Here is a 14,201-nt window from a genome sequence, read left to right as displayed (position 1 = left end):
GCCAAGTGCCGGAACGCTTGCGCCGCACCCTAGTTGGGGCCCACGTGCCCGTCAGCCGTATAGGGCATCGGTCACCCGATGGAATGGCTTTGGGGAAAGGTGGATGACGGACAGCGATGATCAGGCCCCGGTCCTGAGACGGAGCCGGGGCCTGAAACGTTGGGCGGGATTCGGCCGGAAGGAGCGGCGGGGCCGGCGGGGAGGCGCCTGCGCCCCTAGGCGCCGGCCGCTGCCTTCGCCGCGATGTCCGTACGGTGCTGGGAGCCGTCGAGGCCGATGCGGGCGACGGCCCGGTAGGCGCGGTCGCGGGCCTCGGTGAGGTTCGCGCCGGTGGCAGTGACCGACAGGACGCGACCGCCCGCGCTGACCACCGCGTCGCCCTCGTGCCGGGTGCCGGCATGCAGGACGTAGGCGTGCGGCGCGTCCTGGGCGGCCACCTCGTCGAGACCGGTGACGGGGTCGCCGGTGCGCGGGGTGCCGGGGTAGTTGTGCGAGGCGACGACCACGGTGACCGCCGCGTCGTCGCTCCAGCGCAGCGGCTCCAGGTCGGCGAGGTTGCCGGTGGCGGCGGCCATCAGCAGACCCGCCAACGGGGTCTGCAGCCGGGCCAGCACCACCTGGGTCTCGGGGTCGCCGAACCGGGCGTTGAACTCGATCACGCGGACGCCGCGGGAGGTGATCGCCAGACCGGCGTAGAGCAGCCCGGAGAAGGGGGTGCCGCGGCGGCGCATCTCGTCGACGGTCGGCTGCAGGACGGTCTCGACGACCTCGTCGACGAGTTTCGGGTCGGCCCACGGCAGCGGGGAGTACGCGCCCATGCCACCGGTGTTGGGGCCCTCGTCGCCGTCGAGCGCCCGCTTGAAGTCCTGGGCGGGCTGGAGCGGGCGGACGGTGTCGCCGTCGGTGACGGCGAAGAGGGAGACCTCGGGGCCGTCGAGGTACTCCTCGATGACGACCTGCTCGCACGCCGCAGCATGTGCCTTGGCGGCATCGAGGTCGGAAGTCACGACGACACCCTTGCCGGCGGCGAGACCGTCGTCCTTGACGACGTACGGGGGGCCGAAGGCGCCGAGGGCCGCGTCGGCCTCCTCCGGCGTCGTACAGACGTACGAGCGTGCGGTGGGTACGCCGGCCGCGGCCATGACGTCCTTGGCGAAGGCCTTGGACCCCTCGAGCCGGGCGGCCTCCCCGGACGGGCCGAAGACCGGGATGCCCGCCTCGCGCACGGCGTCGGCCACCCCGGCGACGAGGGGCGCCTCCGGGCCGACGACCACCAGACCGACGCCGAGCTCCGTGGCCAGCGCGGTGACGGCTGCGCCGTCGAGCGCGTCGACCTGGTGCAGCTCGGCGACCTCGGCGATGCCGGCGTTGCCGGGGGCGCAGTGCAGCGCGGTGACGTCGGGGTCGAGGGACAGGGAGCGGCACAGGGCGTGTTCGCGGGCGCCGCTGCCGATGACGAGGACCTTCACGGGGTCAGCCTAACGGGAACGGACGGGTGTCCTTTGTGCGGGCCGCCGAAGGAGCGAGAGCGGCGCACTTGTGCTTTCACCCAAGGCGCACGCTCGCACACGCCCTGTCCCCCGGTGTACGGCCCTACTCGTTGGCGATCTCCTCCACCACTGTGGCTCCCAGCTCACGGACGAGGAGCTCCTGTCCCGAGAGGGCCGACTCGTCGAGGTCGGGGTCGTCGTCCTCGGGGATGTCGTCCTCGATGGAGACCGGAGGCGGTGGCTCGGGCGCCGAGGACCGCGGGCCCCGTGCCGGTGCCGGGGCGGGCTCGGGTGCGGACGACGGGGCGGGTGCCTGCGCCACCGGCGGTGGTGCGGACGGCGTGGGCGCGGGGGAGGCAGGGGGCGGCGCCGACGGACGCGGAGCGGGCCCACCGCCGCCGAACCCGCCGGAGGGACCGGGCGGCGGTGGGGGTGCCGAGCCGCCGGAGGGGTCGACGACCGCCTCGATCTTCCACTGGACGTTGAACTGCTCGGCCAGGGCCTGCCGCAGCACGTCCTCGCTGCCGCTGCTCAGGAAGTTGTCCCGGGCACCGGCGTTGACGAATCCGAGCTGGAGGGATGTGCCGTCGAAGCCGGCCACCTGGGCGTTCTGGCTGAGCAGGATCCAGGTGAACCGGCGGCGGTTCTTGACGGCCTCCAGGATGTTCGGCCAGAGCGTACGGGGGTCGAGACCGCCGCTGGGGGCCGGCGCGGGAGCGGCGCCGGACGCGGGCGCGGCGGTGGCCGGTCCGCCGGAGACCGGTCCGCCGGAGACCGGGGCGGGTGTCGAGGCGGACGCCGGGGCCGAGGGCGCTGGTCCACCGCCGGCGGCTGCCGCCGTGGGCCATCCGCCGGGCCGCCGCCCACCGCCCGCGGAGGCGGCGGTGGGCCAGGCACCCGGCGCGGACCCGGCGGCAGCCCCTCCACCGGCAGAACCGGGCGAAGCAGATGAACCAGAGGGACCGGAAGGACCGGAAGGACCGGAAGGACCGGAAGGACCGGACTGGCCTGACGGACCGGACTGGCCTGACGGGCCGCCGGAACCGGTGGAACCCAGGCCACCGGACGGCTGCGGCACCCCGGACGCACCTTCCTCCTGACCAGCCCCTTCAGAAGCCCTTCCGGAACCCCCTTCCTGAGCCGCACCCCCCGAGACCCGTACCGCCGCACGGGCCGCGGCGGGCCCGCCGCCGGGCGGCACCGGAGCGGCGGTACCGCCCTGGCCGACGGGAGCCGCATGATGCCCGGGCTGCCCCGCCTGCCCCGCATGGACATCCGCCCCCGCCCCGGGGACGTACCCCATTGAGGGCTGCCCCGCCCCCGAGGAGAAACTCACACCGCGCTCGATCCGGTCCAGCCGGGCCATGACGGACCGCTCGTCGCCGTAGGCGGCGGGGAGCAGGACGCGGGCGCAGATCAGCTCCAGCTGGAGGCGGGGCGAGTTGGCACCCCGCATCTCCGTCAGCCCCTCGTTGACGAGATCGGCGGCGCGGCTCAGCTCGGCGGCGCCGAAGGTCCGCGCCTGGGCCTGCATCCGCTCCACGACATCCGCCGGGGCGTCGAGGAGCCCCTTCTCGGCGGCGTCCGGGACGGCGGCGAGGATGACCAGATCGCGCAGTCGCTCCAGCAGGTCGGCGACGAAGCGGCGCGGGTCGTTACCCCCCTCGATCACCCGGTCCACGACCTCGAAGGCCGCGGCACCGTCGCCGGAGGCGAACGCCTCCACCACGGAGTCGAGCAGCGACCCGTCCGTGTAGCCGAGCAGCGCGGTGGCCATGGCATAGGTCACACCGTCGTCCCCGGCGCCGGCCAGCAGCTGGTCCATGACGGACATGGAGTCACGCACGGAGCCCGCACCGGCCCGCACCACCAGCGGCAGTACGCCGTCCTCGACGGGGATCTGCTCCTTCTGGCACACCTCGGCGAGGTAGTCGCGCAGGGTGCCCGGCGGGACGAGGCGGAAGGGATAGTGGTGGGTCCGCGACCGGATGGTCCCGATGACCTTTTCGGGCTCCGTGGTGGCGAAGACGAACTTCAGATGCTCGGGCGGCTCCTCGACGACCTTGAGCAGGGCGTTGAAGCCGGCCGGCGTGACCATGTGGGCCTCGTCGATGATGTAGATCTTGTACCGGCTGGAGGCTGGCCCGAAGAAGGCCTTCTCGCGCAGCTCACGGGCGTCGTCCACACCACCGTGCGAAGCGGCATCGATCTCGATGACGTCGATGGACCCGGGCCCGTTCCGCGACAGGTCCTGGCACGACCGGCACTCGCCGCAGGGCGTCGGGGTGGGACCTTGCTCACAGTTCAGACAGCGCGCCAGGATCCGCGCGCTGGTCGTCTTGCCGCATCCGCGCGGACCGCTGAACAGGTACGCGTGATTGACCCGGTTGTTCCGCAGCGCCTGCTGCAGCGGGTCGGTGACATGCTCCTGCCCGATGACCTCGGCGAAGGACTCCGGGCGGTAGCGGCGGTACAGCGCAAGAGACGACACGTCTACGAGGTTATAGGCGCCCACTGACAACAGGCCCGCCCCTCGGAGCCCGCGAACACAGACGCCCCCCACGCACCCGCCAGAGCCGACCTACCCTTGCTGCCTTCCGGCCCTGGGGGAGTTCAGTCAGATAGCGCCGCGTGAGGGGCTCCGCACAGAGTACCTGATCCGAGGGGGTCGGAACGAGTTCGCGAGCACTCCCCGCCGTCATGTAATGTTTCCGGCGGAGGATTCGCCTAGAGGCCTAGGGCGCACGCTTGGAAAGCGTGTTGGGGGCAACCCCTCACGAGTTCGAATCTCGTATCCTCCGCCAGCTCAGAGGCCCGGACCACGATCATGGTCCGGGCCTCTGGCGTTCGTCCGTCTCAGTTTCCGTCTCAGTCGGCTTTTCCGTCGTCTCCGGGCGGCTCCCAGAGGGCGTCTCCGACTTGCTGCGCCACCTTCCGCAGCAGCGTCCCTGTCACGTGCATGTACCGGGCCCGCATGCGTGCCGCTCCCCCGGGCTCCCATCCCATGATCGCGTCGACCACGACGTCCGGGACGCCGAGGATAAGAAGGACGGTCGCGGCGGTGTGGCGAGCGTCATGAAGACGGCCGTCTCGTACGCCCGCGTCCCGAAGCAGACGCTTCCAGATGTGGAAAGTCGGTGTTCGGGCTGAGAGGGCCGCCGGTCGGCGAGGCGAAGACGTATCCCTTGTCCTCCCAGTCGGTACCGGCCTCAGCGCGCTCTTTCTCCTGCTCCTCCTGGTGCTGACGCAGGAGCTTGATCAAAGGGTCGGGCAGGCCGATCGTGCGCCGCCCGGCCCGTGACTTGGTGGACTTGTGCTCTCGGCGGGTCTGCTGTTTCTGGGGGCAGTAGCCGGCCTTCCGGCCGCACGGGTTGTCTCCGCAGCCGTGTGCGTACTTGGGACGGAGGCGGTTCTTGCGGATCCGGACGTACCCCGCGTCCAGGTCGACGTCTTCCCAGTGGAGTCCGAGCGCCTCCCCCTGGCGGAGGCCGAGCGCCAGGGCGACGACCCAGCGAGCGCTGTTGCGGAGCTTGGCGGCCTCGACGAGGAGGCTCTGAACCTCCTCGATCGTGAACGGCTCAATGTCCTCTTCTTCGAGGCGCGGAGCCTTGGCGATCTCGGCCACGTTGGTGGCGACGTGACCACGCCGCTTGGCCTCACCGAGGGCGACCCGGATCGTCCGGTGAGCGTGGTGGGCGGTGCCGGCGGAGCTCCCGGAGTCCTGCATCTTCCGGTAGAAGCGCTCCAAGTGCTCGGGCTCCAGCTTGTCGAGCTTGTGAGCGCCCAGGCCGGGCACGAGGTGCACGCGTACGTCGACCTCATAGCCGTCGTATGTGTTCTCGGAGACGTACGGCTTGGCAATGTTCTCGACCCAGTGCTCAAGCCAGGCCTGGACGGTCCAGCTCTGGCCCGGCTTCCTGAGCTTCTTCTCGTCCCGTGCGCGCTCCATCTCGCGGACGGCCCTGGTCACCTCGGCCTTGGTCTTGCGCTCGATATGGCGGCGGTCCGGCTTGCCGTCATCACGGACGCCGACCGTCACTCGTCCGTGCCACTTGCCGTCCTTGCCAAAGTAGATCGAGGAGGCCCGCTCCGCTCCCCGCGTGCGGCCCCGGCTCCAGCGCCGGGCCCCAACGCTCCTGTCTCCGCCCCGCTCCGGGCCCCGGCTCCGCCGGCCGCGCGGCTGGAGCGAGCACACCTAACGCAGTGGACGGTAGCCCGCTGTGGCTGGGGCCGGTCGGCTCCACGGCTTTAGGCAGCCACCATGGGGCGAGCCTCGAAGATCATGGCCCCAACGTCGTGCTTTACCGGGCAGGTCCACAGACTGCCCGACTCGCCGGAAGCTTACGGGGCCATGATCTCTCGCCCCATGGCAGCTCCCGCCCAAAGCCGCTCCCGCCAACCTCACTCTTGCGGCGAATCCCCCGAGTCGCTCACCTCAAGGTCTTCCATCGACTTTCTGGGCGGGCTCGACTTGCCGCTTTTATAGTCGATCAGTCGCTGCAGTCGTTCAAGCGGCCACTCGTCGAACTCCTCCGCAGATTTCCATCCGCACGCCACGCATTCATCATGCAGGAATGTGCCGAATCGACCTGCCTGCTCTACGAGCTCACCACTCTCTTTTACGACCTGATAAGAATCGCACCTAGGGCAACGCTTCCCATCGACGTGGCCATGCCGGACACGCAGCAAGGTGAAAAGCCTGAGGAATTCACGTGTGGCACCGAGGGTGATCTCGGCGTCTACTTCCGACGCATCCACGTAGTGCTGGAGCCAGACGGAGAGATCCCACGTCTTCTCTCCAAGGACCTTGAGGTAGGCGCGAGGTTTACTGTTTGCCGTAAGGCTGGTCGCGAAGATCCCGAACCAAGCCTTGGCGTTCGCCGCCTGCGGCCGTTCGCCACTCACGAGCACCCAGGGTTCATCCATGTTCTCGGGGACGAGAGCCAGCAGTGTCTCACGGCAGCGGATACCTACCGCCTGAAAGTCCTCTGCCTCTTCGGCGATCACCATCGCATCGACGGCCCCGGCGTACCGGCGCCACGATTTCCTTACGTACTCAACTTGATCGTCATCCGGCTGCACACTGAATTGCTCTTCTTGTCCTGCCGGTCGACTAGGACGGGACGCAAGTCGCGTGCCCCTTCGTCGCACCCTGAGCCGCAGGGCGGGCCCGGCAGCCTGCGGAGTCCCTGCGGTGGTGGTCGTGCCCGATGCGTGCCCGACAGGTCGGTAAGCCACGGTCAACAGCGGGTGCCAGTAAGCGCCCAACGCCCATCCCACCAGCCGTTGCTGCTGGTCAGGCCGCCACCTATGCCCAGAAGCGCGGTGATTCCCAAGCTGATGGCTCGCGCTCCGGTCGTCACGGGGTCGGCCGTCTCGGGTTGCCCTGGTCGACGGCGCAAGCCAATAGCGTGGCTGAGGCCGGTGAGGGTGCAGCGAGGCACACGCGCGCGCAGTCGGCCTGGCGCACCCGCCATCTTGGCTGGCTGTCGTCGGCTGACGTTCGTGCCACTGCTGTGCTAAAACACGGCCTAGACGGCTATAAGCGGTGTCAACGCCTTGGTGCTCGCTCGTCGTGATCGACGGGTGCGAGCTCGAAGCCCAAGCGGGCGAGGTATGCGCGGCAGCGGGTCTTCCAGTCCGACTCGGACACCTGCGACAGACACCGCTCCAGCAGTGCCGCGACCGCACTCTGGAGTCTCTCGCGGGCAATGGCGTCTTCGTACGTCTCCAGAGTCGTGGCCAGCCTGCGCTTGGTGCCCGTGTCATCCATGTCAAGCAGAGCCAGGGCTTCGATCCCTCTCGGCAGATCCATGGCCGGCAGAACGGGAATGAGGCGTCGGGCGATGCCCACGTCGTCAGAGGCATTGGCCACGGCCACGACATGCTCCAGAAACTCCTGGCTGGGTGGCCGAACGGGGTACAGGTCGGCCAGCAACTCCACCGTCATCCGCTGCACACCCTGCTCGGCACCCAGAAGGGAGTGCAATGCCTCCTCGTCCAGCGCCCGACGGGCGGCCAGGGCACGCAGTGCTTCCTTCCTAGCCTGCTTGTCCTCCCACTCGTCGACGGCGATGGTCTGGGCCGCCCTCAGATCGGCCGTGGTGAGTCGCGCGGGATCGGTCAGCAAGGGGCGGATCGATTTCCTCCGATTGCGTTCTTCCATCTGTCCCAAAGCGATGTCGAAGAGTTTGGACAGTTCTCGCCGCAGGACCTCTCCGAACCTCCCGTAATCGAAGGGGACGGCCGTCAGTCGCCTCTCCTGCTCGATCTCACGCAGGGTCCTGACCAGTTGTCTGTTTTTCTCCGAGAGAGAATCGAGATCGGCGGGAGGGCGGAACTCGGCGTCCAGGACGAGGTACTGCTGGTAGGTCGAGTTCAGACAGAGCACCAGGAACGGCTTGCCGCCCAGCAGTGCCGCGGTCACCTCGGTCTCCCAGGTGATGCGTCCGATCTCCTCGACGATGACGAACACACAGACGTCCGCCTCTTGAACCGTGGCTCGAGAGTTCTCCTCCCAATCGGACGAGGCGGAGTTGATGTAATTCACGGTTCCGTCGAGGAAGTGCCAGGAAACGCCGCCGAAAGCTGTGACGGTCCGGACGAACTCGTCCTGCACTCGACGTGTGTCCGCGGCGCCACACAACATGACTCGGATCATGGCGCATCCTGACATGCACCGGCTTGCGGGGTGAAGCGCTGGAAGGGGCAATGGTCCATACCCGTGCACAGCCGTCCACATGTGATCCGTAGCTTGGCGTATTCCTTCTCCTCCGCCTCGCCGGATGCGCCCGCGGGACCACAATGGACCGGTGACGGGTACCGGAGACAACCTGTGGAACGCCGCCATCACCCCCTCCTCGTATGACGCCGAGGGCCAGCACTACCGCGCTGCCGTGTTGGAGCAGTACAAGCTGTGTGCCGAAATGTCGGACCGGATCAGTGCCCGGCGTAACGCGGCGAACACCTTCTTCCTGACGGTGAACAGCGGCCTGATCGCCGCGTTCGCCGTGTCTGGAGGTAGCGGCCTGTCCGCAGCGCCCCGGTGGGCCGTGACGGCGGGGTTGCTCGTGGTGCTGGCCCAGTGCGCCGCCTGGTGGATCACTGTGCGGTCGTACCGCCAGTTAAACAGCGCTAAGTACCGGGTCATCGCATCGCTGGAGGAGCGGCTGCCGGCCATGGCCCTCTCCCGGGCGGAGTGGCGGTCGCTCGGCGAGGGCGCGGACTGGCGGCTTTACGTGCCCCTGAGCCTGATCGAAATGTGGGTTCCGCTGATCTTCGGCTCAGCCTACGTCCTCGGTTTCGGAGCGTTGTTGTGGTCTTAAGCACGGCTACTGACAACGGCCGTAGGCGGGCCGTCTCAGTTTCCGTCTCATTCATCTGCGTTCACGGCCGTTCAGGGGAGACTCAAGGCCAAGCCTGGCGCAGCTGTCAGCGGCCCATGAATCCAGGTGAACGCCCCCGAACGACGCCCAACACCCCACCACCACAGTTGGAAAGCGTGTTGGGGGCAACCCCTCACGAATTCGAATCTCGTATCCTCCGCAGTCGCCTGACCAGGCGAAACGAGAACCCCGGACCGCTTCGGCGACCGGGGTTTCTCGGCATGCCTTGGTCTCAGTTGCGGTCTCATTTATTTCCGACATATACGTCATTCTGTACGGCATGACGACGCGCCTCCGCCGACGATGGTGGGGCGCCGTCCAAGCGTTCGTTCGCCGACTTGCACGCCGAAGGCCGACGGCCAAGATCAGCCTCAGGTGAGGCTCGCCCCACACCGTAGGACGTGGCCTCCAGAAGCAACCCGCAGCCAGGTAGTGCACTGACCATCCACGTCCGCCCTACCAGCGCCTTCCATGTCGTAGGCCGCCTCAGAGGGTCGAGCCGTTTGCGCGGCCCGACCCTCTGACCTTGCACTCAGCCTCCGGCGACCGCCCCTCAGTCCCATCGCCTCGCGAACTCAGCACCGGCCAGCAGGTCGCCCGTCCGTACGATCGGATCATCGATCCCCAGGGCCACCATCACATCGGCGGGAAGGGCCACGTATTTTCCCTTCAACTTCGTGACATGGCAGGGAAAGCGGTTCGCTCTCACCAGCCCGGCTGCCTTCGATGGGTCGACCCCGAGGAGATCTGCCACCTTGCGCAGGGGCATTGGCTCGGTCAGCCACTGCGACAGTCGCCTTGCGCTTGGGCTCACTCAGCCTCCTTCTGCGGTCCGTCGAGTTCGCCGGACTCCCCCTCGGGCGCCTGCTCCGAGCCCAAGGCGAGGAAGTCGCCCAAGAGCCCGAGGCGGTGCAAGGTAGCGCCCGTGCGTTCGCCGCTGATGCGCCCCCACAACAAAGGGTCCATCTCGTCGACCACCTGGATGTCCGACTCGTTGCGGATGGGCGAGTAGCCGTCATCACATCGGCTCGCGCGGTCGACAAGGCTGTGCGGATCCGTCGTGCGCTCGGCCGGATCAGCCCGTTCCACCGCCCAGCCGGCCGCGTTGGCGGAGCGGACAACCTCGTCACGGACATCGTCGCCTTCGGTGGCCAGCGCCAGACCGTACAACGCACCGAACACCATGGCCGACCTCACCTCGGCGACGTCGACGCAGAGCCTCCGCGACACTCTCCCGGCCGACTTCCGGAGGTAGGGGATGACGAAATACAGCGCGAGCAACTGGCTGCGCTGAGCCAAGTTCGGCAGGTCACTACGGGCGTCGCGGCCTACGCATCGCCACAGCGCGTCCCGAAGAGCAACGTCAATGGCATCTCGCGCCGCCGCATCCTTCGCCTCCGAGAGCGTGAGGTGTTCACCCACCGAACACCTCTCCCCGGGCGCATGTGGGCACACCAACTGCCCACCGAGCAACTGCGAAACCTTTAGCTCGATCGATCTGAAGACGTCTGCCGAAGGCAGCAGGGACACGGCCCCTCCTCTTGTGGCTCCACCAACGGCAGGAGGCTCACCGCGTCGAAGGACGACTATCCGCACCAGCCGATGCATGCGCTGGCGGGAGTGAACAACACGGAGTGACCGAGTGAACCGGTGTGTCCCAGCGATCAACACCGGGGAAGACTCCGGGGTCATCCATCTGCATCCTGGGCCTGACTGTTCAGCACCCCTGGTATGGGTGCTTACACCAGGAGTATGGTCTCTAGTATGGCGACGAAAAAAGTCACGGTGACGATCCCCGAAGATCTCCTCGACGAGATCCGAGCCGACGCGGCTGAGCGGGGACTTTCGGCGTATGTAGCTGAAGCACTGCGATTCAAGCGCGATCGGGACCGGCTGCTGGAGCTGGTCGACTGGCTGCAGGAGGAACACGGGCCGGTCACCGAAGACGAGCGCGCGGCAGCCCTCGCGGAACTGGACGATCTCGACGCCGAGCACGAGCGCCGTCGCACCGCCGGCGGACACGATGCCGGAGAGGCCGCGTGAAGAAGCGCGCTGGTGAGCACAGGCAGCGGCCACTGCGCGTCTTCGTACTCGACTGCGAGGCCCTGTCCCTGGCCGTGCGCGGCGACCGCAGGATGATCGCCTGGCTCGACCTCGCGGCCGGGGGTGAGGCCGAAGTGGTGACGTCTCCCATGACGCTGGTCGAGGCATACGACGGCAGGACCACCGAGCAGCGCTGGGACTGGGTGCTCTCCCGGCTCAAGGTCGCCGATATCGGAAAGGACGAGGCCCGCCAGGCCCGGCGTCTCCTGGCTGACGCCAAGCTGCACGGTCACAAGTACGCGATCGATGCCGTGCTCGCTGTCATCGCACGCCAGCAGAAAGGGCAGGTCACAGTCTTCACCTCGGACATAGACGACCTGGAGAAGCTCCTCCCGGACACCATCGTCGTCAAGAAGGTATGACCCGGCGGGCCCTGGTCTCAGTTCTGGTCTCATTCATCCCCGTCCAGCACCGTCCGCCGCCCTCCCGATGCCCCTCTCCGCCGCAGGTCAGGACGCCCCCGTTCCTCTCCAAATCCCCAGACGAACATTTGGAAAGCGTGTTGGGGGCAACCCCTCACGAGTTCGAATCTCGTATCCTCCGCCATAGTGCCCCTGAGCTGTGACAACACGGCTCAGGGGTCCTTTGCTTCTCACTGCGGCTCCGCATCCGGACGGAGCTAGGCAAGACGCTTCGGTAACTCGGGCTTGTCTAGCTCCCTCACGAGAGGGAGTCCCACACCGTGGCAGCACGTAACCCACTGCGCGCACAGCAGCGCGTCAGAAGCGGTGAGAGCACGACGCCGACACAGAGCACGCGCACGCTCTCTTCCACTCCCGTACGTGCTCTCAGGAGCGCTGAGGACGTACGTCTCGCAACGATCGCTGAGCTTGAGCTACACCTCAGCACGACGACCAACAAGCACGGCCGACCGTTCCAGCGGCGCACGATCAACGCGTACAAGTACGCGGCAACCCAGCTTCACCGCTGGCTGACCCGATCTCCGCAGATCAACGCGGTGGGTGTGGAAGTCTCCTCGTTCACCGACGTGGACACCGCCACGCTGAACCGCTACTTCCGCTGGTACTACACCACCCATGACATCCCGAAGTCCCAGGACGGGAAAGGCGGGTACACAGGCGGGACCACGACGCAACGCAACCTCCGCGCGCTCTTCCTCTACCTGGCCGAGGAGTACGACCACCCGAACCCCTTCACAGACCTCAAGCTCCAGCGCTACGCCACGCCTCCGATGGGCAAGCCAAAGACCCTGTCCGAGGACTTCATCACTGACTGCCTGGCAGCCACGGGCAACGGCTCACCCAAGGTCCGAGACTTCGAGACCGTACGGAACCACGCGATCCTGCGCGTGCTCACGGAGGGCCTGCGCTCGGACGAGCTTCTGAACCTTCGAACCAACGACCTGGATCTTCCGAACGGCACCCTGGTCGTCGTCCCGATCAAGATGGACAGGAACTCTCTGGACGGCCGCGTGATCCCGCTCCAGCCCAAGACGGTCAAGGCTCTCTCCAGGTACCTCCGCGTACGAGCGACGCACCGCATGGCCAACCCGAACTCTCCGGATCATGTCGAGCGGCTGTGGCTCGGGACACGCAACCGTGGAGAGCTGGGCTACCAGGGTCTTCACCGGCTCGTGAAGAAGATCGCCACGGCAGCGGGATACGACCCGGCGCACGTCTCGCCCCACTCCTTCTGTCACACCTGGGCCGACGACCTCAAAGCGGCGGGAGTCTCGGGCGAGCACATCATGGCCGTGCGCGGCTGGAAGTCTCCCGCGATGCTCCGACCCTACGGCGCGGACATGGCCAGCCGCCGGGCAGTAGACGCGGTGCACGCCCTGGGCGTCCGCTACTGACCCAGCGCTGACCAGCGGCTAAGCGCACGCCGGCGTGCACGCCACGAGCCGGTCAGCGCTCACAGCAGAGGGCGGGTGTGGAACGTCTCGATGGTGGGCCCTACGGCACACGGGACGGGCCGTCAGGAGTTCCACATGGACCCGTTGGTCATCGAAGATGTTGAAGCCCTCCAGGGTCCACATGCCACGTTCGCGGGCGGAGAAGGGGATCACGCCGAGCGAGACGGCGGGTAGCGACATGACCGACAGCAAGTGTCCCGACTGCCCTGCCATCGCTTCGGCGTCGCCCACCTGGTAACGCAACACCGACTCCTCAACCAGGAGCGTGAAGCGGTGGCCGGTCTCGTGCAGCACGCGGGCACGAGCCATGCGCGCGTCTACCGCCTCGGTGATGTCGTCGGGCGCACGGTGAAAGTGGCGGATCGTGGAGAGCGGAGCGGCGGCGTAGGTGGGCGTCTGGAAGAGGCCGGGCACGACGTGCGAGGCGTAGCCCCTGTGCAGTTTGGTCCGCTCGTACAGCGGTATACGGGACTCCTGGAGACGACGCAGGCCGGTGCGCTGGAGTCGCTTCCACTCCATATACGTCGAGGCGGCCGTACGACTCGCGGCGATGATGTCGGCGGCCTGGTCGTTGGCGTCGCACGCGGTGCACCACTCGCGGATGTCCGCGTCGGTGGGCGGCGTGCGCGCGTTCTCGATGCGGGAGACCTTGGACTTGTGCCAGCCACAACGCGCGGCCAGCTCATGCCCTTTCAGCACGGCGTCCAGGCGGGTTTCGCGCAACCGCGCGGCTACGGCGTTGCGGGCGTTCTCGACGCTGGATGACTGGTACTGAGGCATGAGCTGGCTACGTGTTGGCGCGGGTCAGACCGTGAACTCCTCGTGAGGTGTGGCACGTTCCCATACGGCCTCAAACGCCGAGGCACAGAGCTTGATCATGTCCGGGTCGGAGTTGAGTTCGTGCCCTGCCGACGCGCCGTCCCCGGCGAAGTGGCCGAAGCGGATCAGCCGACCGTCGAGGAGCCAGAAGTCAGCGCCGGGCAGAGCCAGCGTGGCGGCCTCTCGACGGGGAAGCCAGCGCACCAGCTCGCCAGCCTCCACGTTGAGATACGTACCCGCGTGCTCGTACCGGATGTACTCACTGACCGGCACGGAGACGACACGAGCGCGGCGCATGACGACGCCACGGCCGACGGCTTCCCGTACGAGGTCGAGCCGGGGGCGGCGACGTTTCACGGACTCAGGCGTGATCCGCCCGGCTGCCTTCCACTCCGCGAAGTCGTCAGCCTCGGCGGCCACGCCGTAGGAGTCGCGCAACTCCAGGTGCACGGCGGAGTGGTGGCAGTCGCGGATCAGTTCACTGAACGGCGGAACACTGCTCGGCTTCATCACACGCCTTCCTGATCT

Annotated in this window: 12 protein-coding genes, 1 tRNA gene, 1 other RNA gene and 1 pseudogene; 5 read left to right on the top strand and 10 right to left on the bottom strand. The window is 67.7% G+C overall.

The annotated features are described in order from the left end of the window. Positions 1-215 precede the first annotated feature (215 nt). The 3 genes from purD to ffs all read right to left on the bottom strand — a co-directional run bounded on the left by purD (position 216) and on the right by ffs (position 4,133). Positions 216-1,469 carry a phosphoribosylamine--glycine ligase gene (gene purD, locus V5O46_RS23750; protein ID WP_332886708.1) on the bottom strand — a complete coding sequence of 418 codons (1,254 nt, stop codon included), beginning with the start codon at positions 1,467-1,469 and terminating at the stop codon, positions 216-218. 124 nt (positions 1,470-1,593) lie between these two features. After that, on the bottom strand, positions 1,594-3,981 hold the full coding sequence (locus V5O46_RS23745) for a DNA polymerase III subunit gamma and tau (RefSeq protein ID WP_332886707.1): 2,388 nt from the start codon (positions 3,979-3,981) through the stop codon (positions 1,594-1,596). 57 nt (positions 3,982-4,038) lie between these two features. Beyond that, an RNA gene (gene ffs / locus V5O46_RS23740) (signal recognition particle sRNA small type) lies at positions 4,039-4,133 on the bottom strand. 73 nt (positions 4,134-4,206) lie between these two features. Here ffs and V5O46_RS23735 point away from each other — a divergent pair. After that, positions 4,207-4,294: transfer RNA gene (locus V5O46_RS23735), tRNA-Ser, on the top strand. 64 nt (positions 4,295-4,358) lie between these two features. On the opposite strand, the pseudogene V5O46_RS23730 reads toward V5O46_RS23735, so the two are convergent. From V5O46_RS23730 to V5O46_RS23720, 3 genes and pseudogenes are all read right to left on the bottom strand, one after another. Continuing rightward, positions 4,359-5,565: pseudogene (locus tag V5O46_RS23730) on the bottom strand (tyrosine-type recombinase/integrase). 326 nt (positions 5,566-5,891) lie between these two features. Next, positions 5,892-6,572, bottom strand: coding sequence for a hypothetical protein (locus V5O46_RS23725; protein WP_332886706.1), 681 nt, complete (start codon positions 6,570-6,572; stop codon positions 5,892-5,894). Between the two features lie 469 nt (positions 6,573-7,041). Next, positions 7,042-8,109, bottom strand: coding sequence for a hypothetical protein (locus V5O46_RS23720; protein WP_332886705.1), 1,068 nt, complete (start codon positions 8,107-8,109; stop codon positions 7,042-7,044). 193 nt (positions 8,110-8,302) lie between these two features. Here V5O46_RS23720 and V5O46_RS23715 point away from each other — a divergent pair, with 193 nt between their 5' ends. Beyond that, positions 8,303-8,815, top strand: a complete 513-nt coding sequence (locus tag V5O46_RS23715; RefSeq protein WP_332886704.1) for a RipA family octameric membrane protein — start codon at positions 8,303-8,305, stop codon at positions 8,813-8,815. A 613-nt stretch (positions 8,816-9,428) separates the two neighbouring features. On the opposite strand, the gene V5O46_RS23710 is transcribed toward V5O46_RS23715, so the two are convergent. Together V5O46_RS23710 and V5O46_RS23705 are read right to left on the bottom strand one after the other, a co-directional pair. After that, the gene (locus V5O46_RS23710; protein WP_332886703.1) at positions 9,429-9,689 is read right to left on the bottom strand and encodes a DNA-binding protein; all 261 of its coding nucleotides are present in this window, start codon (positions 9,687-9,689) and stop codon (positions 9,429-9,431) included. Then, positions 9,686-10,405 (bottom strand): hypothetical protein, encoded by a 720-nt coding sequence (locus V5O46_RS23705; RefSeq protein ID WP_332886702.1) that lies wholly within the window; start codon positions 10,403-10,405, stop codon positions 9,686-9,688. Before V5O46_RS23705 ends, V5O46_RS23710 begins: the two co-directional genes overlap by 4 nt. A gap of 234 nt (positions 10,406-10,639) precedes the next feature. Between V5O46_RS23705 and V5O46_RS23700 the strand changes: the two genes are divergently transcribed. From V5O46_RS23700 to V5O46_RS23690, 3 genes are all read left to right on the top strand, one after another. After that, positions 10,640-10,918 carry a ribbon-helix-helix domain-containing protein gene (locus V5O46_RS23700; protein WP_039634366.1) on the top strand — a complete coding sequence of 93 codons (279 nt, stop codon included), beginning with the start codon at positions 10,640-10,642 and terminating at the stop codon, positions 10,916-10,918. Next, complete coding sequence (locus V5O46_RS23695; RefSeq protein ID WP_332886701.1) at positions 10,915-11,340, top strand: PIN domain-containing protein; 426 nt, start codon at positions 10,915-10,917, stop codon at positions 11,338-11,340. Before V5O46_RS23700 ends, V5O46_RS23695 begins: the two co-directional genes overlap by 4 nt. Positions 11,341-11,660: 320 nt before the next feature. Beyond that, positions 11,661-12,794 (top strand): tyrosine-type recombinase/integrase, encoded by a 1,134-nt coding sequence (locus V5O46_RS23690; RefSeq protein WP_332886700.1) that lies wholly within the window; start codon positions 11,661-11,663, stop codon positions 12,792-12,794. 18 nt (positions 12,795-12,812) lie between these two features. Here V5O46_RS23690 and V5O46_RS23685 read toward each other — a convergent pair whose 3' ends face one another. Both V5O46_RS23685 and V5O46_RS23680 read right to left on the bottom strand, forming a co-directional pair. Next, positions 12,813-13,634: a helix-turn-helix domain-containing protein gene (locus V5O46_RS23685; protein WP_332886699.1), complete on the bottom strand. Its 822-nt coding sequence runs from the start codon at positions 13,632-13,634 to the stop codon at positions 12,813-12,815. Positions 13,635-13,658: 24 nt separating this feature from the next. Then, positions 13,659-14,183 carry a DUF6879 family protein gene (locus V5O46_RS23680; protein WP_332886698.1) on the bottom strand — a complete coding sequence of 175 codons (525 nt, stop codon included), beginning with the start codon at positions 14,181-14,183 and terminating at the stop codon, positions 13,659-13,661. Positions 14,184-14,201 lie beyond the last annotated feature (18 nt).

It is taken from the genome of Streptomyces poriticola (assembly GCF_036689765.1).
Lineage (GTDB): Bacteria > Actinomycetota > Actinomycetes > Streptomycetales > Streptomycetaceae > Streptomyces > Streptomyces poriticola.
Note: the sequence above shows the minus strand (reverse complement) of the source record. Positions and strands in the feature narration are given on the sequence as shown.

Excerpts from the sequence above, each read along its gene's own strand:
- V5O46_RS23680 (WP_332886698.1), bottom strand. The coding sequence starts at position 14,183 with ATGAAGCCGAGCAGTGTTCCGCCGTTCAGTGAACTGATCCGCGACTGC.
- V5O46_RS23700 (WP_039634366.1), top strand. The coding sequence starts at position 10,640 with ATGGCGACGAAAAAAGTCACGGTGACGATCCCCGAAGATCTCCTCGAC.
- V5O46_RS23685 (WP_332886699.1), bottom strand. The coding sequence starts at position 13,634 with ATGCCTCAGTACCAGTCATCCAGCGTCGAGAACGCCCGCAACGCCGTA.